We start from the raw sequence: 26,036 nt of genomic DNA, 5'->3' as shown, positions 1-26,036 counted from the left end.
GCCGTCCTGCTTCCGGGGCATCAGGCCCGGACGGGCATGGCAGGACGGGGACGGCCGGACCTGTTCATCCGGCCTTTTCCCATGAACCTCAGGAACGAGCCCGCAACCATCCTTCGACGGTGGCCGTAAGCGCGTCACGCACGGTATCGTTCTCGACGAACTCGATGGCTTCACCGAGGAATGCCTGAACCAGGAGGCTTTCGGCCTCCTTCTTCGGCAGTCCGCGCGCCATGAGATAGAACAGGAGGTCCTCGTCGAGCTGACCGCAGGTGGCGCCGTGGGCGCACTGCACGTCGTCCGCGAAGATTTCGAGTTCCGGCTTGTTGTTCATGCTGCCGCCGTCGGCAAGCAGAAGCGCGGCCGACATCATCCGGCCGTCGGTCTTCTGCGCGTGATGGGGCACGATGATCTTGCCCTGGAACACACCGGTCGCTTCGTCATCGATGACGGTCTTGAACAGCTCGCGGCTTTCGCAGTTGGGAGCGGCATGCTCGACGACGAGGGTCGAATCCGCGTGCTGACGTCCCTTGACCATGGTGGCGCCGTTGATCTGCGCCCGGGCGTTTTCGCCATCGAAGTTGGCGAAGACCTGGTGCCGGGAGACCGCAGAGCCGACCACAACGTTGATGCTGGTGAGCTGCGCCTCGGTTCCCATCTTGACGGCAAGCGTCGAGAGCGCGAGCGCCTGGTCGCCTTCCGCGTTCATGCGGACATGCCGGACATTCGTCTCGTCGCCCGCGATGATTTCGACCACGTCGTTGGGCTGATGCCCGGTGCCGTTTCCGCTTTCATGGGTCTCGAGCAGGGTGACCGAGGCCCGGTCCTCCACAAGAACGAGCACCCGGGTCGCGGTTGCGACCGCGGAAGTCTCCGAGGTGACGAAGCGCAGGTGAATGGGTGTCTCGACAGGACCGGCGATCCTCAGCATCACCCCATCCGCCATGAAGGATGTATTGAGCTGATAGACCGGATTGTCGGCGGCCCACGGGATCGGGCTCAACCGGGCCAGCCAGTCGTGACCGCTGGCGAGAGCCTCGGCCAGCGGAACGATCTCCACTCCTTCCGGAAGGGCATCGAACCTGACCGCATCGCGCATGAAGTGTCCGTTCACGAACGGAACCTGCAGCGCCGATACTCCGGCCAAGGCTTTCGCGCCGGCAAGGGCTTCCTTCGCCTGCACCGCAGACGGCGTGCCCGCGAACGGGGCGGCCTCGCGCATCAAAGCGCGAAGATCGGTATACTTGAACTCCTCGACGCGCCGGTGCGGCAGCCCGCGGAGATTGAACTGCTCGAAAGCCTTGGCGCGGGATTCGGCATTGCCCGGCAGAAGCGTCTTGGCGCTTTCGAACGCCTGCACCAGCCCTGTTTCGGCGGGTGTCTTCATGAGAGTGACGTCGGCCATGTCAGGCGGCCTCGCTTTCCCGGTAATCGGCGTAGCCATTGGCTTCGAGCTCGAGGGCCAGTTCCTTGCCGCCGGACTTCACGATCCGCCCGGACGACATCACATGCACCGTATCCGGCACGATATGATTGAGCAGCCGCTGATAGTGCGTGATCACGAGGAACGACCGGTCGGCCGAGCGAAGCGCGTTCACGCCCTCCGACACAATGCGCAAAGCATCGATATCGAGGCCGGAATCGGTTTCGTCCAGGATGCAGAAGGTCGGCTGGAGCAGCGCCATCTGCAGAATCTCCATGCGCTTCTTTTCACCGCCGGAGAAGCCGACGTTGAGGGCGCGCTTGAGCATGTCCTTCGGGATTTCGAGCTGGCCCGCTGCGGCGTTCACGCGCTTGATGAAGTCCGGGGTGGTCAGTTCACCCTCGCCCCGGGCCTTGCGCTGCGCGTTGATCGCCGCCTTGAGGAACGTCATCGAGGCGACCCCCGGAATTTCCAGCGGGTACTGGAAGGCCAGGAAGACACCGGCGGCCGCGCGCTGATCCGGCTCCATTTCCAGGAGGTTCTGGCCGTCGAGCAGGATTTCACCGTCGAGGACTTCATAATCCTCCTTGCCGGCGATCACATAGGACAGGGTCGACTTGCCGGAGCCGTTGGGTCCCATGATGGCAGCGACTTCGCCGTTGTTCACGGTCAGGTCGAGGCCGTTGAGGATCCGCTTGTCCTCGATCTGGACCACGAGATTCTTGATTTCGAGCATCTGAGTATTCCGTTGTTGAGGCGGATGGCTGAATCGCGTCCAGCCGTGACGGGCCTGATGGGTTCCACGTCATGCCCGGATCGAGCCCGGGCATCCGCATCCTGTTCTTTGGGTTAACCGACCGAGCCTTCGAGCGAGATCGAAATGAGCTTCTGAGCCTCGACCGCGAACTCCATGGGCAGCTGCTGCAACACATCCTTCACGAAGCCATTGACGATCAGCGCCGTCGCTTCCTCTTCGGAGAGGCCGCGCTGCAGGCAATAGAACATCTGGTCTTCGGAAATCTTGGACGTCGTCGCCTCGTGCTCGAACACGGCACTTGCGTTCTTCGACTCGATGTACGGCACCGTGTGCGCACCGCACTGGTTGCCGATCAGGAGCGAGTCGCAGTTCGTGAAGTTGCGCGCGCCCGTCGCCTTGCGGTGAGCGGAGACGAGCCCCCGGTAGGTGTTCTCGGACTTGCCCGCCGCGATGCCCTTCGAGATGATCCGGCTCGTGGTGTTCTTGCCGAGATGGATCATCTTCGTGCCGGAATCGACCTGCTGCATGCCGTTCGACACGGCGATCGAGTAGAACTCGCCGCGGGAATTGTCGCCGCGCAGAATACAGGACGGGTATTTCCAGGTGATGGCAGAGCCGGTTTCCACCTGGGTCCAGGTGATGACCGAATTGCGCCCGCGGCAATCGCCGCGCTTGGTCACGAAGTTGTAGATGCCGCCCCGGCCCTCCGCATCCCCCGGATACCAGTTCTGAACCGTCGAGTACTTGATCTCGGCATCGTCGAGGGCGACGAGTTCGACCACGGCGGCATGGAGCTGGTTCTCGTCCCGCTTGGGAGCCGTGCAGCCTTCGAGATACGAGACGTAGGAGCCCTTGTCGGCGATGATCAGCGTGCGTTCGAACTGACCCGTATTCTTCTCGTTGATCCGGAAATAGGTCGACAGCTCCATCGGGCAGCGGACACCCGGCGGCACGTAGACGAACGAACCATCCGTGAAAACAGCGGAATTCAAGGTGGCGAAGAAGTTGTCGGTCACCGGAACGACGGACCCGAGATACTGGCGCACCAGATCCGGATATTCGCGGATCGCTTCGGAAATCGGCATGAAGATCACACCGGCCTTCTTCAGCTCTTCCTTGAAGGTCGTGGCGACGGACACGGAATCGAACACCGCATCCACCGCGACCCGGTTCCGTGGCTCGACCCCGGCGAGAATCTCCTGCTCGCGCAGAGGAATGCCGAGCTTCTCATAGGTCTTGAGAATCTCCGGATCCACCTCGTCGAGGGATTTCGGCGCAGGATTATTCTTCGGCGCCGCGTAATAATAAATGTCGTTATAACGGATCTTGTCGTACGACACCCGCGCCCAGTTCGGCTCCTTCATGGTAAGCCAACGCTTATAGGCATCCAGGCGCCATTGGAGCATCCATTCAGGCTCGCCCTTCTTGGCCGAGATGAACCGGATGACATCCTCTGACAGGCCCTTCGGGGCCTTCTCCATTTCGACTTCGGTTTCGAAGCCGTACTTATATTGGTCGACGTCGATCGATCGGACCTGATCGATCGTCTCCTGCACTGCAGGCATTTGTCTCTCCCACCGCTCACGGCTTCAAGGGCCGCGGGTTGATGACATGGAAATGCAAGCGTCGCCGTTCAGGCTGCGCTTGCCCTCCGCTTATATAGGGTACTGACTACCCTTTCGCACGCCTCCGCGAAGCGGATCACGTCGTCTTTTTCAGTCTTCCACCCCAAACTGACACGCAGCACCCCTTCCGCCAGCGTTGGGGAAACCCCCATGGCGTCGAGGACATGCGACCGCCGGACCTTGCCGGAGGAACAGGCCGAGCCCGAAGACAGGGCAATTCCCTCAAGGTCGAAGGCAATCAAGGCGGTTTCAGCCTTCAGGCCGGGTATGGCAAAAGCGAAGGTGTTGGGCAACCGCTCAGCCGCTTCCGCAATGACCACGGCATCGGACGCGATAGCCACAACACGGGCCTGCGCCTCGTCACGCAACGCCACGAGCCGGGCAGCCTCCTGGGCGAGCTCTTCCTGGGCTATTTCAGCCGCCCTTCCGAATCCGGCTATGGCGGCCACGTTCTCGGTTCCCGCCCGATGACCTTTTTCCTGGCCGCCCCCACGGATCAGCCGGTCCGCGACCTCGAGCTGGTCCGAGGCGAGAATCAGGGCTCCGACGCCCTTCGGCCCTCCGATCTTATGGGCGGAGAGCGACAAAGCATCGACCCCGAGAGCCATGATGTCGACAGGGATCTTGCCGGCGGCCTGAACCGCATCCGCGTGAAACAGGCCGCCATGCCGGCGCACCAGGGCGGCGATTTCGCCGACCGGCTGGAGAACTCCGGTTTCGTTGTTCGCGACCTGAACCGACACTAGAACCGTCTCGCCCGCTTGCTCAAGGCGTTGGCTGAGCCAATCGATGTCGATGAGGCCAGCCTCCGTCACGGGGATCGTCTCCACCGCATCGGCCGGAAACCGGTGACCGCTGAGACCGCAGGGATGTTCGGTTGCGCCGATCAGGAGACGGGTCGAACCCGCCTGGCCCAGGCGATGGAAGGACGGCGAGAGAACCATGTTGCTGGCCTCCGTCCCACCGCTCGTGAAGATGGTGTTTTTCGCCTTGGCGCCGACGAGGCGGGCAACCTTTTCCCGGGCGCGCTCGATTTCGGTTCGCGCAGCCCGCCCTTCCGCATGAACGGAGGAAGCATTTCCTGGGAGCTGAAGCGCGCGCACGACCTCATCCGCCACTTCGGTCCGAACCGGGGAAGTGGCATTATAGTCGAGGTAGATGCGTCGATGCGGTGCCATCCTGATCGCCAAACTGCACGAATGTCTTGCAATTGCCCCCGGTTGCTATGCTAAAGCACCGCAACCACATTCTCTTTGGGCTTGCGCGGCCAACAGACGGAACGTCGCAACCTCTAGAGAATACAATTACACTTTAGAAACGTTCTAAAGATTTTACCGAAATCCGGGGCCTGAAGTCAAGGCTGAAGGACGTCCCTCTTCTTCAGTGAGAGGCCGGTTGAGAGGTTCGCATAAATGCCTGAGGTCGTCTTTACGGGTCCCGCTGGTCGCATCGAAGGCCGCTACCAGCAAGCCAAGCAGAAGGGTGCCCCCATCGCCATCGTGCTTCACCCGCACCCGCAATTCGGTGGCACGATGAACAATCAGATCGTGTACAACCTGTACTATGATTTCCTGAACAGGGGGTTCTCGGTTCTTCGCTTCAACTTCCGCGGTGTCGGCCGGAGCCAGGGGGCCTTCGATCACGGCCAGGGCGAATTGTCGGATGCGGCCGCCGCGCTCGACTGGGCGCAGGCCATGAACCCGGATGCCCGGGCCTGCTGGATCGCCGGGGTGTCGTTCGGAGCCTGGATCGGCATGCAGCTTCTCATGCGCCGTCCCGAGATCGAAGGATTCATCTCGATCGCCGCCATGGCAAACCGCTACGATTTCTCGTTCCTGGCTCCCTGCCCATCCTCCGGCTTGTTCGTCCATGGCTCGGAAGACCGCGTCGCTCCGGTGAAGGACGTGGTCAGCGTGATCGAGAAGGTGAAGACCCAAAAGGGCGTCAAGCTCGAGCACGCGGTTGTCGAGGGCGCCAACCACTTCTTCGACGGGAAGATCGAGGAACTCATGGTTTCGGTCGATGCCTATCTCGACAAGCGTCTGGGGACTGCGGAAGCGGCCTGACACGCCCGGAGCCTTACGCCAAAACAAAAAAATGGCAGGTCCCGAGGTAGGACCTGCCATTTTTTTGAATGAGCGCCCCTATTTATACGAAGGCGAAGTCGTCGGCAGCCAGAGACGAAACCGTGAAGCTGTTCAACACCAAGTGGAAGCCATTCTTCGCGATGACGACATCGCTTCCGCTTTGAACCGCTGCGGCCCGGACGGACGTGAAGTCCGCGAAGGGGCTGCCATAAAGGGCAATCTGCTCATCCGACGTGAAGTCGCCGATGGTGGTTGTGCCGCCCGAACTCGTGACGCGGAACAGGTCACGACCGGCCCCACCCCACAACACGTTGCTGCCTCCAGCGCCATCGAGCGTGTCATTGCCGGCGCCGCCATAGAGATAATCTCCGCCGCCCTTACCGGTCAGGACATCGTTGCCACCTTCGCCATGAAGCTGAACGCCATTGCCGGATCCAAAGTCGATACCGGTGATGGTATCGCCTGCATTCGTGCCCTGGACAACCTCGATGCCGACCAGCGTGTCGCCAGCGGCGGCACCGCCATTTTGATTGGTGGTCATGTTGACGACCACGCCGGAGGACATGCCGGAGTAGGAGACCATGTCCCAGCCCGCTCCGCCGTCCAGCAGGTCACCTGCGGCCCCGCCGTCGAGCCAATCGTTGCCGGCACCGCCATAGAGGCGATCGCCGCCCGCCTTGCCGGTGAGGTAGTCGTTGCCCGCCTCGCCGTAGAGTTCGGCTCCGTTTCCATTTCCACGGTAGACGCCAATCAGCACGTCGCCTGCATTGGTCCCCTGCAGGGCCTCGATATCCATGAGGTAGTCCCCGGCGGCCGCCCCGCTGTTCTGGTTCGTCGTGAGGTCAACGGTCACGCCGCCCAGCGAGCTGGAGGTGCCGACATACGAGACCATGTCCCAGCCGTCGCCGCCGTTCATGAGATCCCGTCCGACGCCACCATCGAGCCAATCGTTTCCATCACCGCCGAGAAGGGTGTCGTTGCCGGCCGCGCCCGTTATGCCATCGTTCCCGGCGTTGCCCGTCAGGACGTTGTCGCCCGTGTTGCCCTTGATCGTATCGTTGCCGGAACCGGCGACCGCGTTCTCGATCAGGGACCGCGGATCCCCGTGATATTGGAAGGCGTTGTAGACGTTGCCGTTGACGTATGACGTCGAGGTTTTTATCCCAAGCTGAGCCTGAGAGAATTTGATAAATCCGCCGGGCGAGAGGTCGATAAGCGCGTTTTCGCTGTAGTTCGACACATCGTAAGTGTCGTTTCCGCCACCATCCCAGATCGTCATGAAGATCTTGTTGGTGACCGGAGCGCCCTGCCCGACTCCGTTCACGAACGCCTCACCTGTTTCCGGGGACCATTTGTATACGGTGTTGGTGCTGTTCGTGGCGAAATCAGCGCCATACATCTCCTGAAGCGCAGCGATGTCATACTGCATGTAGGTTTGAGGATTATCCCACATGCTCGTGTAGGACATGACCGTATATTCGGGCGAGTCATGCAGCTTGCTCATCGCCGGGAGGTAACCGCCGGAATCGTGCGAGTGCTTGAGGCCGAGCGAGTGGCCGAGCTCGTGCAGGACGACCATGTAGCTATACGTTCCCGGCTTGCCGCTGTTCAGCTCCAGCCACACGTCGCCGCCATAGATCGGCACACCCGGGTAATAGCCGTGGCTGCGATTGATCATGCTGCCCGCGTCGAAGCCGGAAACCTGGAGCGTTCCACCATTACGGCCGGCGTAATCGAGCGAAAGCGCGGTGACCCCCTCCACGGAAGACAGGCCCATCTTCGGGCCGCCCGCATAAGGGCTATAGCCCTCCAGAGCATACCTTACCGCCTGCTCGGTTTCGAAGGTCAACGGCCGGTATCCGCCCGCGCTCGGGTTGATCAGCTGATAGTCCGACCGGGAGTCGGGCAGGCTGTAGGTGATGGTGCCGCCGCTCCATTGAGAACCCGACATGATGCCGAGAACGTCCTTATCCACCCCTGTCGGAATGTTGAACTTGACGCCGCCGATCGCGGTTGGAGCGGCGGAAGCCAGAATGGAGAAGATGCCGATGGGCGCGCGGGATACGTTGTCCGACGCCCAGTCATAGACGTTGTTATAAAGGTCCGTGACCTGTCCCTTGATCCAGTTCACCGGGTTCTGCCACACCGGGGCGCCCGCCGCCATGCCCGCATACATGCCGTATGGATCCTGCGCGCCTTCCCCGAAGGACTGGGACATGTCGGAGTTCGCTTGCTGCAGCCAGTTTAGCGCAGACGCGACATCGGAGGACGTGCCGTGATCGAAACTCGACCATGATGCGAGCTTCTCTTTCGAGAGACATAGATAGCACATGAGTCGCCCCCTTGGTTAATGAAACGTAATTACATAGTTGAGGTCGGAAGCGTTCTTGTCAAGCTTAGGGACGTGCGTGGCGGCACATCTGAAATTCTACTTTACGTTGCAAACGTAGGTGATGAAATGACTGCGTGAACCTGATAGAGGCTTGCTGACACCATCACATTTCAAGAATGAGACAAGCGATGAACGCGCCGAAATCGGAATTCATGAAGGTTCTGACCGAACGCGGCTTTATCCATCAAACGTCCGATTTCCAGGGCGTCGATGAGGCTGCGTTGGAAGGCCGCCTCACGACCTATGTGGGCTATGACTGCACCGGGCCTTCGCTTCATGTCGGCCATCTCTTGTCGATCATGATGCTCCACTGGCTTCAAAAGACCGGCGCCGGCAAGCCCATCACTCTCATGGGCGGCGGCACGACCCGGGTCGGCGATCCGTCCGGCAAGGACGAGAGCCGCAAGCTTCTGACCCCCGAGCAGATCGATCAGAACAAGGAGAGCCTGAAGGGCGTCTTCTCGCGCCTGATCCAGTTCGGCGACGGCGTGCGCGATGCGAGCATGGTCGACAACGCCGAATGGCTGACGAAGCTCAACTACATCGACTTCCTGCGCGACGTGGGCCGCCATTTCTCCGTCAATCGCATGCTGTCCTTCGACAGCGTGAAGCTGCGCCTTGAGCGCGAGCACGAGCTGTCGTTCCTCGAATTCAACTACATGATCCTCCAGGCCTACGATTTCGTGGAGCTGCACAAGCGCTACGGGTGCATTCTGCAGATGGGCGGATCGGATCAGTGGGGCAACATCGTCAACGGCATCGATCTCGGCCGTCGCCTTGGAACGTCGCAGCTGTTCGCCATCACGTGCCCGCTTCTCACCACCTCCTCCGGCGCGAAGATGGGCAAGACTGCATCCGGCGCGGTATGGCTCAATGCGGATCTGCTCAGCCCGTACGATTACTGGCAGTTCTGGCGCAACACCGAGGACGCGGATGTAGGTCGGTTTCTGAAGCTTTTCACGATCCTTCCTCTCGATGAGATTGCGCAGCTCTCGGCTCTTCAAGGGGCCGACATCAACGAGGCGAAGAAAGTCCTGGCGACGGAGGCCACCGCGCTCATCCATGGACGCGAGGCTGCGGAGCGCGCTGCCGAGACGGCACTCAAGACCTTTGAGCAAGGCGCGCTTGCGGAAAGTCTGCCGACGATCGAGATCCCTTCCGCGTCGCTGGCGGACGGCCTCGGCATCCTCACCGCGTTCGGCCCGACCTATGCCAAGCTCGTTCCGTCAACCAGCGAAGCGCGGCGCCAGGTGAAGAGCGGCGGCCTCAAGGTCAACGATCAGACGGTTACCGACGAGAACGGCATCCTCAAACTGTCGGACATGACGGCGGAAGGCGTGATCAAGCTCTCGTTCGGAAAGAAGAAGCACGTTCTGCTCCGAGCGGTCTGACCGTTCTCAACGTTCCGGAGGCGCGGGTGCATCGGCCGCCTGCGCTTCCCCGCTCCCGCCGGCTCCAAAGAGCTTGCGCAAGAATCCCGGAGCGACCGCTGACAGTGGATTTACCGTGAGGTTCGGCGCATCGCTGGGGCCGGACACCCGGAAGTTCACGGCGAAGAGCCCCTCATACTGCCCGCCCCCGAGCAATGGGCCGAACAACGGGACCTGGGCGAAAGCGTTGTTGAGGCCGTAGGCGGGCACGAACGTGCCCGAAATGTCCATTCGCTCGCGGGCATTGTCGATATAGCCGCCGAGCGTGAAACCGACCTGGTTTCCAAAAATCGCCGCATCCTTGAAGTCGAGGCGGCCGCCGTTGCGGGTGAAATCCACGCGCGCCTTTGTAAAGGCCACCTCATTCACGTCCACGCGGACCGTCTGCGGATTGCCCGCCTTGTCCTGTCCCGCCACCATCTGGGTCTGCGTCGGGATGATCCGCCGCAGCGCGGGCTCGTTCTTGAGAGCGAAATCCCTCAATGTCAGCATTCCCGATTGAGGCCCGTCGCCAGCGGACATCTGTAGGATGAGGTCTCCGCCGACCATGCGCTTATAGATGTCGAGAAAGCGCAGGAGCGATCCCGCGTCCTGGGCCTGCAGCACGATGGTCGGACCCATCGCAGCCTGACTGAGGGTCTTGGCCACGATGTCGCTCGCGCCGAGCCGGCCCTTGACGTCGAGCTGGCGGATATTGTCCTTGCGCACGGACACTTTGAGAGACACATTCGTGATCGCTTCGCTGTTGTAACCCGCCAAGATGTTGAGCATCACGTCGAGATCGAAATCCTTCACGTCCCGCTGACCGGCCGAACCGTTTCGTCCAGCCGGCGCGGGGGAGGATGCCATTGCCTTCGAAAACGGACGCGCATCGCCGACATTGCCGCGAATGACCACCTTGTAGGTCCCGTTCACGCGATCGATCTGCGCGCGCATGTCATCGCCCGGCGAGAGCCGGAAGACCGGCAGGTCGGCCTTGTCCAGTCCACCTTCGCCGGACAACAGGGCGCTGCCGTGGATCTGCACGGTACCGGCGTCAAGCTGCAGATCGCGTATTTCGGGAGCCGGTCCGTCCATCATGACGAAGGACAGCTTTCCAGGCCGTCCCGGGGGTTTGACCCACCCGGGGATCAGTTGGTCCACCCCTGCTTTCGTCAGATCGGCCTCGATACGGATGCCCTGCTTGGACGCTTCGCCCAACGGCATGCTGGCCTTGAGCGCCAGAGGGCCCGTGAGCTGCGAGCCGAACGATACTCCACGCTTCGCCCGGGCTGCCTCGTCCAATGTGAACGCCACATTCGCTTCGCCGCCCTGCGGAGTCTTGTGGACATCGATGGACGTTTGACTGCCGCCCATTTTCCCATCGCCTTTGATGGCCAGGTTGCCCCTGTCGTAGGCAATGCTCAGGTTGGCGTTGTCCAGGCGGTCCTTCCCGAAAATCTTGTCGATGCTGAAATCGGTGATGGTTCCCGATACGGTCAGGGGGAGATCGGCGATGGCCGGCACCCGGTTGACCGCAAGGCCGATGCCGACCCGCAGGTCGGTCTTGCCCTTCATCGTTGCCGGATCGACGTCAAAACCCGCGATTTCGTGGACAAGGGGCGTCTGCAACAAGGCGCCGAGACCATCAGCATTGCCGGCCAATCGGAAGTCGATCTTCGCAAGGGCGTTGTCGTCCCAGTAATTGTCGAGCCGGAAGGCACCCTCGGACGCAGCAAGGCTGCGGTCCCCCGGCAGGTCGATCCGTCCGGTCGGAGCCTGGAGCAGCACGCGCGTGCCGGTCACCTGGCCGGTCACGCCCATCCCCACGACGGGCGGCAAACCCTCGGCAGCCTTGAGCGTACCGTTCGCGATGGTGAAGGCGATGGCGACGGAGCCGTCAGGGATCGGACCGCCGGAAACCGCCTTGACGATATCGTCCCCCGTCATCGACACCTTGAGGCCGAAACTGTCCAGAACGCCGCCCTTCAGATTCGCCTTGAGGAATTTGCGAACGGGAGGCGCGACCGCTTCCGGCCAGATCCGTATCGCCGTCCGCACGTCGGTTTTCGCCGCGCGAACGTCGATCTTCAACCCATGAGGATCGGCGGAGGCCCCAAGCAATCCGCTGATTTCGGCCGAAAGATTCGGCCCGTCGAGCTTGATGCTCCTGAGGTTGACCCCGTCGGGCCCCGACAGTTCGGCCGCCAAGGATCCGACTTTGACGGGAGCGTCACCATCAGCCGCACCCGACAAGGTCAAATCCCGTCCGCCGAGGGACAGATGCCAGCCCTCCGCCGGGATAGCGGTCTGCAAGCGCCCTTGCAGCTGCACGTGATTGCCTCCGCCGGTGAGCTCCAGTCGAGGAAGCTCCAGCGCCCGCGCCTTCTCGTCCCAGGAAGCTTCGATGGTGGTATGTTCGACCGTAAGCGGCGACGTATCCTTGTCGTCGATTTGGACAAAGCCCGCATTGCTGTCGAGCTTGGCTTTCAGCTCCGTCACCCGACCCTCCGCGTAAGCGGCGTCCACGCGTCCGGAGAACTCGAGGTCGGTCGTGGCAGGCAGGGCCGACTGGCCGGTCAGGAGCAGAATGTCCTGGATCGGAGCGTTATCGGCGATCACCGACGCGCGATAGGTACCCCGTCCTTCGATCACCGCATCGCCGCTGAGCTGCCAAGGGCCCTTCGGGCCTTCGACGGCCGCCGAGAAGTGACGCCCGCCGCTTTCCGCCCAGTCGAAAGTTGCGTCGAACCGATCGAACGTCCCCCGCTGACGGCCGTCCGCGTCGATGAACATCAAGCGCGCGTTCGTCACCTGAGCCCGGTCGAGGGCACTGAGGACGCTCTGCTGCCCGACGATCAGGTCGAACAGCGATCCGACCACCCCTGAAACAGGCGAAGCGCCGGGCGTGGCATGAGACGGTGAGGCCGCGACTTCCGGGGGTCGGCTGGCTGCGGAGGGTGTCGGGGCAGGATTGTCGCCGGCCTCCGCAGATGGCACGGAACTGAAGGTCAGGGAGCCATCGCGGTTCACAAGGACACGCATTTGCAGATCGCGCAGCTCGATCGACCGCGGTTGCAGGTTTCCGGCCAGCAGCGAGACTCCGTCCACGCTCACCAGAGCGGTAGGCGCCCGCAGGACGAGGGCTCCGTCGGGTGCTCGGATATCAAGCCCGTTCGTCATCAGCACGGGAGAGCCGCCCTCGAGGCCGAGCGCTGTATTACGCAGCGTCACTGTCCAGCCGGGGCCGATCCTGGCGGCCAGGGCTTCCGCCACGCGCTCGGGCAACCGTCCGAAGTTCAGCGGCCCGGCCGACAAACGCATGTAGAGGATGCCCAAGGCAATGCAGACGAAAACAAGAAGGCCAAGCTTCAGATAGAGAGCGCCACGGAGCACCCGCCGAATGGCGCTCCGTTTGGCCGGCTGCGGCCGGGGCGATCTGGTGCGAAGAAATGGCTTCATATTGTTGTTGTCGGCCGATCAGGTCTTGAACTCTCGTCGCGATGCAGGAATCAAAGGGGACCTTAACCCTCTTATGCGCCGGTCGCGACTATCTCTTGCAACCAATCGTGCGGCGTCTCCAAACATCACATTCGGTCGAAAGGAAGGCGAGCGATGACGATCACCACCGGAGCCCAAGCCCCATCTTTCTCCCTGCCTGGAACAGACGGACGGCAAATCAGCCTCGACAGCCTCAAGGGACGCAAGGCGGTGCTGTATTTCTATCCCAAGGACGATACCAGCGGCTGCACCCTTGAAGCTCAGAACTTCCAGGCCCTGCGGAGGGAATTCGCCGCGACGGATACCGAAGTCATCGGCGTCTCGCCCGACAGCCTCAAGAGCCACGACAAGTTCCGGGCGAAGTACGGGCTGGAATTCCCCCTCGCCTCCGATGAGGAAAAGGCCATGCTCCAGGCTTACGGGGTGTGGGTGGAAAAGAGCATGTACGGCCGTAAGTACATGGGCGTCGAGCGCACGACGATCCTCATCGACCGGGACGGCAAGATCGCGCAGATCTGGCCCAAGGTGAAGGTCCCGGGCCATGCGGAAGAGGTCCTTGCGGCTGCCAAGGCGCTCTGAAAGCCGAGCGCGGTGCGCAAAGAGGCTGCTTTAGGAGGCAGCCTCCGGGTTTCGCCCGTCAGTCGATATCCTCGACCTCGGCTCCGCCTCCATAGACCCGCTGCGCGAGGGAGGCTTCCATGAAGGGATCCAGATCACCGTCGAGCACGTCCTGAGGACTGGTCGACTGTGTGCCGGTGCGCAGATCCTTCACCATCTGGTAGGGCTGCAGCACGTAGGACCGGATCTGGTGGCCCCAGCCGATATCGGTCTTGGCCGCAGCTTCCGCATTCGCCTTTTCCTCACGCTTCTTCAACTCGGCCTCGTAGAGGCGAGCGCGAAGCATGTTCCAGGCCGTGGCCCGGTTCTTGTGCTGCGAGCGCTCCTGCTGGCAGGCGACGACGATGCCGCTCGGGATATGCGTGATACGGACGGCCGAGTCGGTCGTGTTCACGTGCTGGCCACCCGCGCCCGATGACCTAAACGTGTCGATCCGGCAATCGGATTCCTTGATCTCGATGTTGATGCGGTCGTCCACCACCGGATACACCCAAACGGACGCGAAGCTCGTATGCCGGCGCGCGTTCGAATCGTAAGGGGAGATGCGCACGAGCCGGTGAACGCCGGACTCGGTCTTCAGCCAGCCATAGGCATTATGTCCCTTAATGAGCAGGGTGGCGCTCTTGATGCCCGCCTCTTCTCCGTCCGTGACCTCGAGAAGCTCGACCTTGTACTTACGGCGCTCGGCCCAGCGGGCATACATGCGCTGGAGCATGTTGGCCCAATCCTGGCTTTCCGTGCCGCCGGCCCCGGAATGGACTTCGAGATAGGTGTCGTTCTCGTCGGCCTCTCCCGAAAGGAGGGTTTCGACCTGGCGCCGCGCCGCCTCCGCCTGAAGGCCGCGGATCGCGTCCTCGCCTTCTTTGACCGTCCCCTCATCACCCTCGGCCTCGCCGAGTTCGATGAGGGTGATGGCGTCCTCGAGTTCCTGCTCCAGGCGCTTGATCGCCGTGATCTGGTCCTCGAGGCTCGTACGCTCACGCATGATTTTCTGCGCTGCGTCCGCGTCGTTCCAGAAATTGGGATCCTCGGCGTTGGCGTTCAGTTCCGCGAGGCGTCGCTGGGCATTATCCCAGTCAAAGATGCCTCCTCAGCAGCCCGACTGACTGCTTGGTCTCTTCTACGAGATGCTCGATTTCGGCGCGCATTGTCTCACTTGATCTGCATGCGGTGATGGCTGGCGGTGTCTTAGGGGCACCGCTTCAGCGTGTAAAGGAAACCTTCCGGGCGGCGCGGGTTCGACGCCCCCGGACGGCTGCTTTCCATTTAGGGATTGGGTCCGGTCAGTACAATCCACCAATCCCGACCCCGACGGCCCGTTGGGCCTCGGGGGAGATTTCGGCCTGAGGAATTTCAGCCTCCGGCGGGACGTAGGATTCCGGCGGGCCGGTCCCCGGCTTGAACGCCTCGACGATGACGCCGCCGCTTTCCCCGGAGCCGGCGCGGGTGCCGGTGGACGCGTTCACGCGGATCAGCTTGATGCCCGGCGGCACCCGGAACGGGGTCGCGGGCTTGTCCTTGAGGGCCATCTGCATGAAGTCGCGGAAGACCGGAGCCGCATACTGGCCCGCGGTTGCCGCGTTTCCGAGGGATTGCGGCTTGTCGTAGCCGATGAAGACGCCGACGGCGAGGTCGGGCGAGAAGCCGACGAACCACACGTCCTTCGCGTCATTGGTCGTGCCGGTCTTTCCGGCGAGCGGCTTGCCGACGGCCTTGACGGTCTGGGCGGTTCCGCGCTGCACGACGCCTTCGAGGATCGAGGTCATCTGATAGGCTGTCAGGGGATCGAGAACCTGCTCCCGGTTGTCGACGAGCTTCGGCGGTCCGTTGCCGTCCCAGCGATCGGAATCGCAGCCTTCGCACTTGCGGTCGTCGTGACGGTAGATCGTCCGGCCCGTCCGGTCCTGGATACGGTCGATGAGGGTCGGCTTGATGCGCCGCCCGCCGTTGGCGAACATGGAGTAGGCGGCAGTCATGCGCATCACCGTCGTCTCGCCCGCTCCGAGGGACATGGAGAGAAGCGGCAGCATGTCGTCGTAAACGCCAAAGCGACGCGCGTACTCCGAGATGGCCGGCATGCCGACTTCATTGGCCAGCCGGACGGTCATGAGGTTCTTCGAGTGCTCGATGCCGTAGCGCAGGGTCCGAAGACCGGAGGACTTGCCGTCATAGTTCGAGGGCGCCCAGGCGGCCTGCCCCGGCCCCATATCCAGAACGAAAGGAGCGTCCAGGATCTGGCTCGACGGCGTATAACCCTTGTCGAGAGCCGTCGCGTACACGATGGGCTTGAACGACGAGCCCGGCTGCCGCATCGCCTGGTTGGCGCGGTTGAACTCGCTTTGATCGAACGAGAAGCCTCCGACCATCGCCATCACGCGGCCGGTATAAGGGTCCATGGCGACGATGGCGCCGGAAATCTCCGGGATCTGGCGCAGGCGGTACTCGTCCCGACCCTCGATGGGGTCGACATAGACGACGTCGCCCGGAGACAAGGCCTTATCGACGCTGCGGCGGGTCCACTTGACCCCTTCCGCCGTAATGACGCCTGCCTCACGCTCCTGAACCACCCGGCCGGCAGCATCCTTTTTCGGCTGAAGACCGATGCGGGCCCGGCCGCCGGACACCTCGAGGACGACGGCCATGCGCCACGGCTGCACGTCGCCGAGGGATGGAACTTCGGCGAGAGCCAAGCCCCATTCGCGGCCTGCCAGATCGATCTTCTGCTGCGCGCCCCGCCAGCCGCGGGCTTGGTCGAAACGGACGAGGCCGTCCACGAGAGCCTTGCGCGCCATGGCCTGCATCTGCGGATCGAGGGTCGCACGGATGACGAGACCGCCCTCGTAGAGCTTTTCTTCGCCGTACCGCTCCGCGATGTCGCGGCGGACGCCCTCGGCGAAATAGCCCGAGGCGATGCTGTTGGGCGAAACCACGCGCGGATTGACGTTCAGCGGTTCCTTCTTTGCCGCGTCCGCCGCCTCGCGGGTGATGTAGCCGTTGTCGACCATACGGTCGATGACCCAGTTCCGCCGTTCGAGGGCTGCCTGACGCTGACGGAACGGGTGGTAATTGTTGGGCGCCTTCGGCAGGGCCGCAAGATAAGCGACCTCGGCGATGCCGAGCTCGTGGACCGACTTGCCGAAGTAATTCAGGGCCGCCGCCGCGATGCCGTAATTGCCGAGGCCGAGATAGATCTCGTTGAGATAGAGCTCGAGGATCTTATCCTTGGGGAAGGTCGACTCGATCTTCAGGGCCAGAAGAGCCTCACGGACCTTACGCTCATAAGTCCGCTCGTTGGTGAGAAGGAAGTTCTTCGCGACCTGCTGGGTAATGGTCGAGGCGCCCTGCTCACGCTTGCCGCCAGAGCGGACGTTGGCGAGGATCGCGCGGACGACGCCCTCGGGATCGATGCCGGCGTGCTTGTAGAAGTTCTTGTCCTCGGCCGACAGGAAGCCCGCGATCACAAGCTTGGGAACGGCCTGGATCGGAACATAAAGGCGGCGCTCGCGGGCATATTCGGCGATGAGACTGCCGTCCGCGGCGTGAACGCGGGTCATGACCGGCGGTTCGTAATTCGCGAGCTGGGCATGGTCGGGCAGGTCCTTGGAGAAGAACCAGTAGCCATACGCGAGCCCAGCGGCACCGATCAGGAAGAAGATCGCCCCAACGCTGAAAAGAAATCCGAAAAATCGTAGGACGAAGCGCATCCGAAAGTATTCCGTTCCCGGCGCCTGCAGCGCCTCACACACCCAAGTTTCTACGCAGTCCTCATCCTGGGCACCCCAGAGGCTTTTCGGCCTCGACGCCCTGTTACCCGAGGAATCACGCTCCCGCCATCGGTATCCACACCGTTTCTATGGTAAAACTGCGGCAGCACCCTGGCGGGCGAGCCGCGTAGCGAAAAAGCGGTCCACGGCGACCGTCATGGCCGAGACAGCCTTTCCACGCCATTCCTCGGACATGAGCAGATCCAGGTCCTGCCGGCTCGACAGATAGCCAAGCTCCACCAGAACGGATGGTACGTCGTAGGCCCGTAGCACCCGGAAGCCGGCCTCCCGGCGAGCGTTCTTGTTCAGACGCGCAATCGATTCGAGCTCTCCGACCAGACCGCCGGCGAAGCGGTGGGAAAAGCTCCGCGTTTCCCGCAACGTCAGGTCCTGCAGGATGTCCGTCACGTCGTCGGGGCCGTCGCCAGCCTCGACGCCTGCGACCGCATCCGCCTTGTTTTCCCGGTCCGCCAGCTGGGCGGAATCGGCGTCGGACGCCCGTTCCGACCCGGTATAGACGGTCAGCCCGCGAACCTCCTGCCCGCCCGAAATGGAGTCGGCATGGATCGAGATGAACAGGTCTGCATGGGCGGCCCTGGCTGCCCGCACCCGATCGCCGAGAGCGATAAACACGTCCGTGTCCCGGGTCATCACGACCCGATATTGCCCCCGCGCCTCGAGCTTCTTCTTCAAGGTCCGGGCAAAGGAGAGAACGATATCCTTCTCGACGGCGCCCGTCAGGGCATTCGCCCCCGGATCGATGCCGCCATGGCCGGGATCGATCACGATGACGGGTCGATTGTCCTTCGCCCCCTGGGCGGATTTGCTTTGGGTCGACTTGACCTCCGCAGCGGCATTCTCCGTCGCGCCCGCCGCATTGAGAGCCGCGGCCTTGCGAAAATCGTCCCGATCCGCCTTCGTGAGCTCGATGATCAGCACGACGGCGCCGCTCAGCGCGCTCGGTTCCGTCCGGATCCCCGACACCACGGCCGGCTGGGCGAGATCCATCACGACCCGGGATCGGCCAGGGGCGAAAAGACCGTAGCGGTAGGAAGAAATGAGCCCTCCGGCCTTCCGGCCTACGTCAGGCGGCAGATGAAAGGACACTTCGGGGAGGTCGACGATCAACCGATCGGGACGCTCCATCACGTGGGTCTGGACGGTAACGTCTCGGGAGAGTGTGATCTTGAACCGGGTTCGTCCCGCTTCGGCTTCGAGAGCGATGTCCGCGGCGATCACGGCCCCGTTGGCCTGTGGATGACTGGCGTGCTGCGGGGACGGTCCGGCCGCCCAAGCGACATCGAGCCCGGCCCAAAAAGCCAAGGCCAGAAACCCGACAAGGCGTGTGAAGCGCGTTAAAAGCATTGCATCCGACAGCTGAGTTCGAGCGCCCCTCGTACTCCATACTCCGGACTTCGTTAATGAAGGCTCACCATCCCGGCAGCATTGTTGCGCCACTGTTGCAGGGATGGCACAGTGTCTCAACACCTTGCCAAACGCATAGTTCAATCTGTAATGATGGGGATCCCGTCCGGCATGGCCGATTCTGGCGGGGAGTCCGTGGGGACGGTTGTGTTGACCGGTCCACTGGACCCCTCCGCCATCCTCGACAGGCTCACGGACAGGCTCAGATGGCGAGATTTTCGCCTTTTATGTCCGGTGGTCAGTCCAAACTGGCACATCGATTTCGAAAGGGCCGTCGTTGAATGGTTGCGCAAGCGAAGTCAGTTCTGACTCTCGTCACGGCACCGTTTGATGCGCGCGAGCTGTTTCGCGCCCCATGCTTCGCCCAAGTCAGCATGGCGTCGGCCCGGTTTAACCCAAGATGCGCCCGGATGAGGCGCACGATGGCGACCGAACGCAATCCGAACGCAATTTCAGCCCGCCGCTCCTCAAGGCGGCGCGGTCACCCGCCCTCAGCGCGGCTCATGCCTCAGGCTCTGCCCTCGGTCGCCATGTCGAGAGTTCAACATGGCAAACAAGATGCTTATCGATGCCTCCCACCCGGAAGAAACACGGGTTGTGGTGGTGCGTGGTCAAAAAGTCGAAGAGTTCGACTTTGAATCCGCCAACCGGAAGCAGCTGCGAGGGAATATCTACCTCGCGAAGGTGACGAGGGTCGAACCCTCCCTTCAAGCAGCATTCGTCGAATACGGCGGAAACCGCCACGGTTTCCTGGCCTTCAGTGAAATTCATCCCGATTACTACCAGATCCCCGTTGCGGATCGCATCGCCCTCTTGGAGGCGGAAGCGGAAGCCCAACGGGAGGAAGAACTCGAGGAAGAGCGCCGCCGCCATCGCCGCCGTTCATCCCCCAAGCGGTCCCGCCCGGACGAAGCCGTCGCCTCCTCGGAGGTCGAAGCCGCCGGCGAGGCTGGAGCAGATGGCGAGGGAGCCGAAGGTTCCGATGAGGCCGAAGGGCCGGTGATGCAGGCCTCCGAGACGGGGGAAGGCCACGCCTCCGAAACGGAGCAGTCCCTGGAAGCGGCGGAAGGCGCATCCGAGGATGCCGCCCCGGATGAGAGCCGGTCGTCCGGCGACCAGGAAGCGGACTCGGAAGAGGCCGGAGAGTCTCATGAGGACGACGAGGACCATGAGGACCACGAGGACCATGAGGACCACGAGGATTCCGTCGAGCAGCTCGGCGGCGGCGATGCCATGGAGGACGTTCCTCAGCGTCCCCGCACGCCCCGCAAGCAGTACAAGATCCAAGAGGTCATCAAGCGCCGGCAGATCCTGCTGGTTCAGGTCGTCAAGGAAGAGCGCGGCAACAAGGGCGCCGCGCTGACCACCTATCTGTCGCTGGCGGGCCGTTATTCGGTTCTGATGCCGAACACCGGCCGGGGCGGCGGCATTTCCCGCAAGATCACCAATGCGGCCGATCGCAAGCGCCTCAAGGAGATCGCCCAGGACCTGTCGGTTCCGGAAGGAATGGGCATCATCCTGCGCACCGCCGGCGCATCCCGGACCAAGCCCGAGATCAAGCGCGATTATGAATATCTCATGCGCTTGTGGGAGAGCGTCCGCGAGCTGACCTTGACCTCCTCGGCCCCTGCCCTGGTGTACGAGGAAGGCTCGCTGATCAAGCGCGCGATCCGCGATCTCTACAACAAGGATATCGACGACATCCTGGTTTCCGGCGACGACGGCTATCGCGAAGCCAAGGACTTCATGCGCATGCTCATGCCGAGCCATGCGAAGATCGTCAAACCATACAGGGAGCCGCAGCCGCTCTTTGCAAAACACGGCGTCGAAGCTCAGCTCGATGCCATGTTCTCGAATCACGTCACTCTGAAATCCGGCGGCTACCTGGTCATCAACCCGACCGAAGCGCTTGTTTCCATCGACGTGAACTCGGGGCGTTCGACCCGCGAGCACAATATCGAGGACACGGCGCTGCGCACCAACCTGGAGGCCGCCGAGGAAATCGCCCGGCAGCTCCGCCTGCGCGACCTCGCCGGCCTTGTGGTGATCGACTTCATCGACATGGAAGAGAAGCGGAACAACCGCGCGGTCGAGAAGAAGCTCAACGAATGCCTCAAGAACGATCGTGCGCGGATCCAGGTCGGGCGCATCTCGCCCTTCGGATTGCTGGAGATGTCGCGCCAGCGCATCCGTACGGGCGTGCTCGAATCCTCTTCGGTCCCGTGCGCGCACTGCGCCGGAACCGGCTTCGTGCGCTCGACTCCGTCGGTCGCACTCCACGTGCTGCGCTCCATCGAGGAGACGCTCATCAAGAATGCGGGCTTCAACCTGATCGTCCGCACGCGGATGGAAGCGGCCTTCTACATTCTGAATCAGAAGCGCATTCACCTGCGTGAGCTGGAAAACCGCTTCGGCGTCGCCATCACGATCGTCGCCGACGAGAGCCTGATGGGCACGACGACCTATGCGATCGACCGGGGCGAACCCGCCCTGCGGATCGAGCAGAAGTCCGCCGCGACCGGCATTCAGATCGACGCGATCATGCCTGCCGATGAGGCGGAGGACGAGATCGAGATCGAGATCGAATCCGAGAGCTCCGTCGAGGATGAGGATGAGGCAGAAGAGGCCTCGGGCAGCGAGGAGCGGTCGGAGGAAGGCGAAGGCAATGGCCGCCGCCGCCGTCGCCGTCGCCGTCGTCGGGGCCGCGACCGGGATGGTGCGCGGACCGAACACCACGCCGAAGGCGGGGAAGGCGCCGACCTCTCGGCGTCCGACACGGAGAGCGAAGGCGACGAGAACGAGGAATCTGCTTCCGAGACAGGCGAGGCCGTTTCCGCCGACGCTTCCGATGAAGGCCATGGGGACGAGCGCGGCGGTCGCCGTCGCCGCCGTGGCCGTCGCGGCGGCCGTGGACGTGGGCGGGATGAGACCGTCGAGTTCGCCATGGAGGAAGGCTTCGTGGCGCCACAGGAAAGCCCGGCGGACTCCGACGGCGCCTCAGCGGAAGCTCCTGTAGCGGCGGCGGACACCGCAGCCGAGACACCCGCCGTTCGGGAAGAGGCGCGGGACGAGGCGCGGTCTCACATCGTAACCCCGGCACCGGAGGAGCCCGCACCGGTTCCGGCGGCTCCGGAGCCCGAGCCCGTGGCGGTCGTGCTCACCCCACCCGATCCGGATCGCCCGAAGCGCGCCGGCTGGTGGTCAAAGGCAAAATCGGTCCTGAGCGGCCACTGAGACAAAAAATCCCCGGTTCAGCCGGGGATTTCTTTTTATGCGCAAGATCCGCCCATAAAGCTGACGGTCAAGGTTTCTCATCGAGCCAAGACTCGACGAAGGCGGAAAATCCCGGAGGATCCTCATCCGGCCAGAGATGGCCGACGCCAGGGACTTCGCGATGGGCTCCATGGGCAACGCAGCGTGCCACCGCTTCGGACGGAAACTTGAAAAGCGGCCGTGTTTTTTCTCCCCAGGCGACGGAAACCGGCACGGGCAGGCGCTTCAGGTCCTCGCAGCTCATGGCCGGAGGCTCCTCCTGGCTCAGAAGCAGCGGCATCGTGTGAAGGTTCTCCAGCTTGATGCGCCGGCTGTCCGCAGGCTCGGCATCGAAATGCCCGGCCCCGCCAGACGCGTCGATCAGAAGCCGAACGGCGTCCTCCAGCCGCCCCTCGCCGACCGCCGCGAAAATCGGCCCGAACGCCGCCTGCGCATCCTGCCCGACGAGGGCCGCCTCGTCGGGTCCCAGAGGCAGGGTGCGCACGCCCGGCTCATAGGCCAGGATGCGGCTGAAGAGTTCCGGACGTTGAGTCGCCGCATGGAGGGCCACATGCCCGGCATAGGACCATGCCACCAGGTTGACGGGCCCGATCCCGAGGGCCTCCACAAAGGCAATCAGGTCTTCCGCGTGGGTGGAAACGCCGAAACGAGGCCCATCCTCACGCCATGCCGTTTCGCCGAAGTAGCGCTGCGTGAAGGAGATGCACCGGAACCGCTTCGACAGAAGACGGCAATGCTCCGCCCAAATTCGCCAATCGGCCAAAGCTCCGTGCAGGAAAACCACCGGCACGCCATTGCCCATGTCGACATAAGGGAACCGGTCCTGGCCGATCGTCTGCTGCAGGGGTGCGGGCCCCGAACGTGCTGCGCTCTGGAGATTCATGTCTTCATCCGTGATTTGATCGTTGATCGTCCGGGAGCGGGGGACGTCCCCCTTCAGTCCCGATGCCGGAGGCTTACCTCGCCCGGCTCATCCAAGGCCTGAGCCGCTGAATGGCCTCCCGGCAATCCTGCTCCGATCCGGCAAAGGAAAAGCGCAGGTAATGCGCTCCCTCGGCGGAATCGAAATCCAGGCCCGGTGTCGCTGCAACGCCCGCCTCTTCCAGCATGCGCTTGGAAAAGCCGATGGAGTCGTTCGTGAACCGGGCGATGTCGGCATAGATGTAGAAGGCGCCGTCCACCGGGTGCATCTCGGTGATGCCGAGGCCTGGGAGCTCCTGCAGGAGCATGGCGCGGTTGCGGGCATAACCCGCCTTCACGGCCTCCAGCTCATCGGCGGCATCGAAAGCCGCGAGGGCGGCGACCTGGGACAGATAAGGCGGCGAGATATAGAGATTCTGGGCCAGCCGCTCGATGGGGCGGACCAAACGCTCCGGCACGACGATCCAGCCGATGCGCCAGCCGGTCATGCAATAATATTTGGAGAAGGAGTTGATGACGATGGCGTCGTCGTCGCTCTCCAACGCCGTCGTCGCGGCCTCGCCGTAAGTCAATCCGTGATAGATCTCATCGGATACGAACCAGAGACCGAGCCTGCGGCAGGTCTCGCCGAGCTGCCGCAGGGCCTCACGGCCGATCATGGTCCCGGAAGGATTGGCCGGGCTCATGGCCAGAATGCCGTGGAGCGGCTTCTCGGCATGGGCGCGCTCGACGGCCTGCGCCGTCATGATCCAGCCGTCCGCCTTCGTGAGCGGGATAACGACCGGCTGCAGATCGAGGGCTTCGAGGATGTTCCGATAGGCCGGATAGCCCGGAGCGGTGATGGCGATTCTCTGACCCGGGTCGAAGAGACTCAGGAAGGCCAGCACGAACCCGGCCGAGGATCCGGTGGTGACGATCACCCGCTCCGGCGCGATGCTCACCCCATAGGCATCCCGGTAATGCCTGGCGATCCGCTCGCGCAAGGGAGCGACGCCGAGAGCTTCGGTGTAGCCGATGCGCCCATGCTCCAGGGCAGCCTTGGCGGCCTCACGGGCGGCCCGGGGAGCCGGGGCGGAGGGCTGGCCGACCTCCATATGGATCACGCTCTCCCCTCGCCTTTCCTTGGCGGCGGCGGCGCTCAGGACGTCCATGGCGAGAAACGAGGCCACGCGCTCCATACGGCGGGCGATCAGCGGCTGCGGCAGAGGGGGCAAGCTCTTTGTCATGGGTCGGCTTCGTATCGCCTCGACCGTCGGGTCTCAAGGCCATCCGGATCAACGAAGGCGTGAATTGACGCCTTGGTGGCAAAACCGTAACTCTCGCGACAATAGAATGGGCCTTCGGCGACCGGAAGATCGTCCCGATGGACCCCGTTGTCATTTTATCGGTTGATCCGAGCACCCATCGCTCGACACCGAGAGAGTTCCGCAAAGGACGGCACATGCGCTTCCCGTTTTTCAGATCCTGCCAGGCCGCGCTGATCGCCGGCGCCCTTCTGCTCGGCGCGCCCGCCATGGCTCAGAAGTCGGAATTCTCCGACCAGCAGCGTCAGGCGATCGGCGAAATCGTCCGGGATTACCTCCTCAAGAACCCGGAGGTCCTTCAGGAGGTGATCGCGGAACTCGAGAAGCGCCAAGCCGAAACCCAGCGGGTGGCGCAGGCCAGCGCCCTTAAGGAAACGCGGGAGCCCCTGCTCAACGCGCCGCACTCCATGGTGGTCGGCAATCCGTCGGGCGACGTGACCCTCGTGGAGTTCTTCGACTACAACTGCGGCTACTGCAAGCAGGCGCTCGGCGACCTTCAGACTCTCGTCAAGAGCGACCCCAAGCTCCGGGTCGTGCTCAAGGATTTCCCCGTTCTGGGCCCGGATTCGGTTGAAGCCAGCCGCGTGAGCCTCGCGGTCAAGAACCAGCTCCACGGCGAAAAGCTGTTCGACTACCACACCAAGCTTCTCGGCACGCGCGGACGGGTCAACGGCGAGCGCGCCATCGCCCTCGCGAAGGACATGGGCGTCGACGTGGCCCGGCTCCAGAAGGACATGGGCGGCGCCGATATCCGCACGGCCCTCCAGGAGAATGCCGCGCTCGGCGACAAGCTCGGCCTGACCGGAACGCCCGCCTTCATCATCGGGGACGTGGTCGTCCCGGGGGCCGTCGGGCTCGAGCCGCTGAAGCAGGTGGTCGGCAATGTCCGCCAATGCGGAAAAGCCAGCTGCTGAGAGGGCTTTTTCAGCGCCTTCTCCGCCCAAGCGGCCACGCTGACCTTTGGAAAGGGTTGGTTTTCCCCTTTCCCCGGCTTTGCCTTTTGGCTAAGAGGGCGTTTCGGCTCCACGTACCGGAGCTTTCTGGAACGCTCCGCGCCCCATGATCAACGTCCATGTCCTCAACGGACCCAACCTCAACCTGCTTGGCCGCCGGGAGCCCGATGTCTACGGCAGAATGACCCTGGCGGACGTCGAACGGCTCGTTCGCGAAAAAGCCGGAAGCCTGGGCGTCGGGATCACTTTCCGCCAGTCCAACCACGAAGGACATCTGGTTGATTGGATTCAGGAAGCAGGAGCGCAAGGGGCCGGCGTCGTCATCAATGCCGGCGCCTATACCCATACCTCGATCGCCCTCAGGGATGCCATCGCCGGAAGCGCGGCTCCGACGGTCGAGATCCATCTGTCGAACGTGCATGCCCGCGAAAGCTTTCGCCATCACTCGCTCATCGCCCCGGTCTCCGTGGGCGTGATCTGCGGTTTCGGCCCGATGAGCTACCTGCTCGGACTTGAGGCGATCCACCGCGTCATGGTCGAGCGGGCGCAGGAAGCCAAGCCCTCCACCCATTGAATTCCTCAAGAAT

17 protein-coding genes are annotated in these 26,036 nt (G+C 62.9%); 6 read left to right on the top strand and 11 right to left on the bottom strand.

What is annotated here, in order from left to right; genetic code table 11:
* Positions 1 to 88 precede the first annotated feature (88 nt).
* The 4 genes from sufD to LJD17_RS08760 all read right to left on the bottom strand — a co-directional run bounded on the left by sufD (position 89) and on the right by LJD17_RS08760 (position 4,980).
* Entirely contained in the window at positions 89 to 1,402 is a 1,314-nt protein-coding gene (gene sufD / locus LJD17_RS08775; protein ID WP_227383803.1) for a Fe-S cluster assembly protein SufD, read from the bottom strand.
* A 1-nt stretch (position 1,403) separates the two neighbouring features.
* Positions 1,404 to 2,156, bottom strand: a complete 753-nt coding sequence (gene sufC / locus LJD17_RS08770; protein ID WP_227383802.1) for a Fe-S cluster assembly ATPase SufC — start codon at positions 2,154 to 2,156, stop codon at positions 1,404 to 1,406.
* A 113-nt stretch (positions 2,157 to 2,269) separates the two neighbouring features.
* Positions 2,270 to 3,742, bottom strand: a complete 1,473-nt coding sequence (sufB, locus tag LJD17_RS08765) for a Fe-S cluster assembly protein SufB (RefSeq protein WP_227383801.1) — start codon at positions 3,740 to 3,742, stop codon at positions 2,270 to 2,272.
* A 68-nt stretch (positions 3,743 to 3,810) separates the two neighbouring features.
* Complete coding sequence (locus LJD17_RS08760) at positions 3,811 to 4,980, bottom strand: cysteine desulfurase family protein (protein ID WP_227383800.1); 1,170 nt, start codon at positions 4,978 to 4,980, stop codon at positions 3,811 to 3,813.
* Between the two features lie 234 nt (positions 4,981 to 5,214).
* On the opposite strand from LJD17_RS08760, the gene LJD17_RS08755 reads away from it, so the two are divergent.
* On the top strand, positions 5,215 to 5,868 hold the full coding sequence (locus LJD17_RS08755; protein WP_227383799.1) for an alpha/beta hydrolase: 654 nt from the start codon (positions 5,215 to 5,217) through the stop codon (positions 5,866 to 5,868).
* An 82-nt stretch (positions 5,869 to 5,950) separates the two neighbouring features.
* Here the strand turns inward: LJD17_RS08755 and LJD17_RS08750 are convergent, their stop codons facing one another.
* Positions 5,951 to 8,107: a M10 family metallopeptidase gene (locus LJD17_RS08750; protein ID WP_227383798.1), complete on the bottom strand. Its 2,157-nt coding sequence runs from the start codon at positions 8,105 to 8,107 to the stop codon at positions 5,951 to 5,953.
* Between the two features lie 302 nt (positions 8,108 to 8,409).
* Between LJD17_RS08750 and tyrS the strand changes: the two genes are divergently transcribed.
* Positions 8,410 to 9,672, top strand: a complete 1,263-nt coding sequence (tyrS, locus tag LJD17_RS08745; protein ID WP_227383797.1) for a tyrosine--tRNA ligase — start codon at positions 8,410 to 8,412, stop codon at positions 9,670 to 9,672.
* 6 nt (positions 9,673 to 9,678) lie between these two features.
* Here the strand turns inward: tyrS and LJD17_RS08740 are convergent, their stop codons facing one another.
* Positions 9,679 to 13,152: a DUF3971 domain-containing protein gene (locus LJD17_RS08740; RefSeq protein ID WP_227383796.1), complete on the bottom strand. Its 3,474-nt coding sequence runs from the start codon at positions 13,150 to 13,152 to the stop codon at positions 9,679 to 9,681.
* 153 nt (positions 13,153 to 13,305) lie between these two features.
* Between LJD17_RS08740 and LJD17_RS08735 the strand changes: the two genes are divergently transcribed.
* Positions 13,306 to 13,770: a peroxiredoxin gene (locus LJD17_RS08735; RefSeq protein ID WP_227383795.1), complete on the top strand. Its 465-nt coding sequence runs from the start codon at positions 13,306 to 13,308 to the stop codon at positions 13,768 to 13,770.
* A 58-nt stretch (positions 13,771 to 13,828) separates the two neighbouring features.
* Here the strand turns inward: LJD17_RS08735 and prfB are convergent.
* The 3 genes from prfB to LJD17_RS08720 all read right to left on the bottom strand — a co-directional run bounded on the left by prfB (position 13,829) and on the right by LJD17_RS08720 (position 18,938).
* Positions 13,829 to 14,957 (bottom strand): peptide chain release factor 2 gene (gene prfB / locus LJD17_RS08730; RefSeq protein ID WP_227383794.1). Its coding sequence is split into 2 segments (ribosomal slippage): positions 13,829 to 14,887 and positions 14,889 to 14,957, totalling 1,128 coding nucleotides; the frame shifts between segments, so codons are not numbered across the junction.
* A 135-nt stretch (positions 14,958 to 15,092) separates the two neighbouring features.
* A complete protein-coding gene (locus tag LJD17_RS08725; protein WP_227383793.1) occupies positions 15,093 to 17,513 on the bottom strand; it encodes a penicillin-binding protein 1A in 2,421 nt (806 codons plus the stop codon).
* Between the two features lie 147 nt (positions 17,514 to 17,660).
* Positions 17,661 to 18,938 (bottom strand): N-acetylmuramoyl-L-alanine amidase, encoded by a 1,278-nt coding sequence (locus LJD17_RS08720; RefSeq protein WP_227383792.1) that lies wholly within the window; start codon positions 18,936 to 18,938, stop codon positions 17,661 to 17,663.
* Positions 18,939 to 19,544: 606 nt separating this feature from the next.
* Here LJD17_RS08720 and LJD17_RS08715 point away from each other — a divergent pair.
* A complete protein-coding gene (locus tag LJD17_RS08715) occupies positions 19,545 to 22,232 on the top strand; it encodes a ribonuclease E/G (RefSeq protein WP_227383791.1) in 2,688 nt (895 codons plus the stop codon).
* 67 nt (positions 22,233 to 22,299) lie between these two features.
* Here LJD17_RS08715 and LJD17_RS08710 read toward each other — a convergent pair whose 3' ends face one another.
* Positions 22,300 to 23,154, bottom strand: coding sequence for an alpha/beta fold hydrolase (locus LJD17_RS08710; protein WP_227383790.1), 855 nt, complete (start codon positions 23,152 to 23,154; stop codon positions 22,300 to 22,302).
* Between the two features lie 73 nt (positions 23,155 to 23,227).
* Positions 23,228 to 24,418: a pyridoxal phosphate-dependent aminotransferase gene (locus LJD17_RS08705; RefSeq protein WP_227383789.1), complete on the bottom strand. Its 1,191-nt coding sequence runs from the start codon at positions 24,416 to 24,418 to the stop codon at positions 23,228 to 23,230.
* A gap of 215 nt (positions 24,419 to 24,633) precedes the next feature.
* On the opposite strand from LJD17_RS08705, the gene LJD17_RS08700 reads away from it, so the two are divergent.
* Positions 24,634 to 25,410, top strand: a complete 777-nt coding sequence (locus tag LJD17_RS08700; RefSeq protein WP_227384284.1) for a DsbA family protein — start codon at positions 24,634 to 24,636, stop codon at positions 25,408 to 25,410.
* 145 nt (positions 25,411 to 25,555) lie between these two features.
* Positions 25,556 to 26,023, top strand: coding sequence for a type II 3-dehydroquinate dehydratase (aroQ, locus tag LJD17_RS08695; RefSeq protein WP_227383788.1), 468 nt, complete (start codon positions 25,556 to 25,558; stop codon positions 26,021 to 26,023).
* Positions 26,024 to 26,036: the final 13 nt, after the last annotated feature.

It is taken from the genome of Microvirga rosea, assembly GCF_020595095.1.
In the GTDB taxonomy this organism is placed as follows: Bacteria; Pseudomonadota; Alphaproteobacteria; order Rhizobiales; family Beijerinckiaceae; genus Microvirga; species Microvirga rosea.
This window is presented reverse-complemented; position numbering and strand designations above follow the sequence as displayed.

Coding starts and splice junctions, on each gene's coding strand:
- sufD (WP_227383803.1), bottom strand. CDS start 1,402: ATGGCCGACGTCACTCTCATGAAGACACCCGCCGAAACAGGGCTGGTG.
- sufC (WP_227383802.1), bottom strand. CDS start 2,156: ATGCTCGAAATCAAGAATCTCGTGGTCCAGATCGAGGACAAGCGGATC.
- sufB (WP_227383801.1), bottom strand. CDS start 3,742: ATGCCTGCAGTGCAGGAGACGATCGATCAGGTCCGATCGATCGACGTC.
- LJD17_RS08760 (WP_227383800.1), bottom strand. CDS start 4,980: ATGGCACCGCATCGACGCATCTACCTCGACTATAATGCCACTTCCCCG.
- LJD17_RS08755 (WP_227383799.1), top strand. CDS start 5,215: ATGCCTGAGGTCGTCTTTACGGGTCCCGCTGGTCGCATCGAAGGCCGC.
- LJD17_RS08750 (WP_227383798.1), bottom strand. CDS start 8,107: ATGTCCCAGTCCTTCGGGGAAGGCGCGCAGGATCCATACGGCATGTAT.
- tyrS (WP_227383797.1), top strand. CDS start 8,410: ATGAACGCGCCGAAATCGGAATTCATGAAGGTTCTGACCGAACGCGGC.
- LJD17_RS08740 (WP_227383796.1), bottom strand. CDS start 13,152: ATGAAGCCATTTCTTCGCACCAGATCGCCCCGGCCGCAGCCGGCCAAA.
- LJD17_RS08735 (WP_227383795.1), top strand. CDS start 13,306: ATGACGATCACCACCGGAGCCCAAGCCCCATCTTTCTCCCTGCCTGGA.
- LJD17_RS08725 (WP_227383793.1), bottom strand. CDS start 17,513: ATGCGCTTCGTCCTACGATTTTTCGGATTTCTTTTCAGCGTTGGGGCG.
- LJD17_RS08720 (WP_227383792.1), bottom strand. CDS start 18,938: ATGCTTTTAACGCGCTTCACACGCCTTGTCGGGTTTCTGGCCTTGGCT.
- LJD17_RS08715 (WP_227383791.1), top strand. CDS start 19,545: ATGGCAAACAAGATGCTTATCGATGCCTCCCACCCGGAAGAAACACGG.
- LJD17_RS08710 (WP_227383790.1), bottom strand. CDS start 23,154: ATGAATCTCCAGAGCGCAGCACGTTCGGGGCCCGCACCCCTGCAGCAG.
- LJD17_RS08705 (WP_227383789.1), bottom strand. CDS start 24,418: ATGACAAAGAGCTTGCCCCCTCTGCCGCAGCCGCTGATCGCCCGCCGT.
- LJD17_RS08700 (WP_227384284.1), top strand. CDS start 24,634: ATGCGCTTCCCGTTTTTCAGATCCTGCCAGGCCGCGCTGATCGCCGGC.
- aroQ (WP_227383788.1), top strand. CDS start 25,556: ATGATCAACGTCCATGTCCTCAACGGACCCAACCTCAACCTGCTTGGC.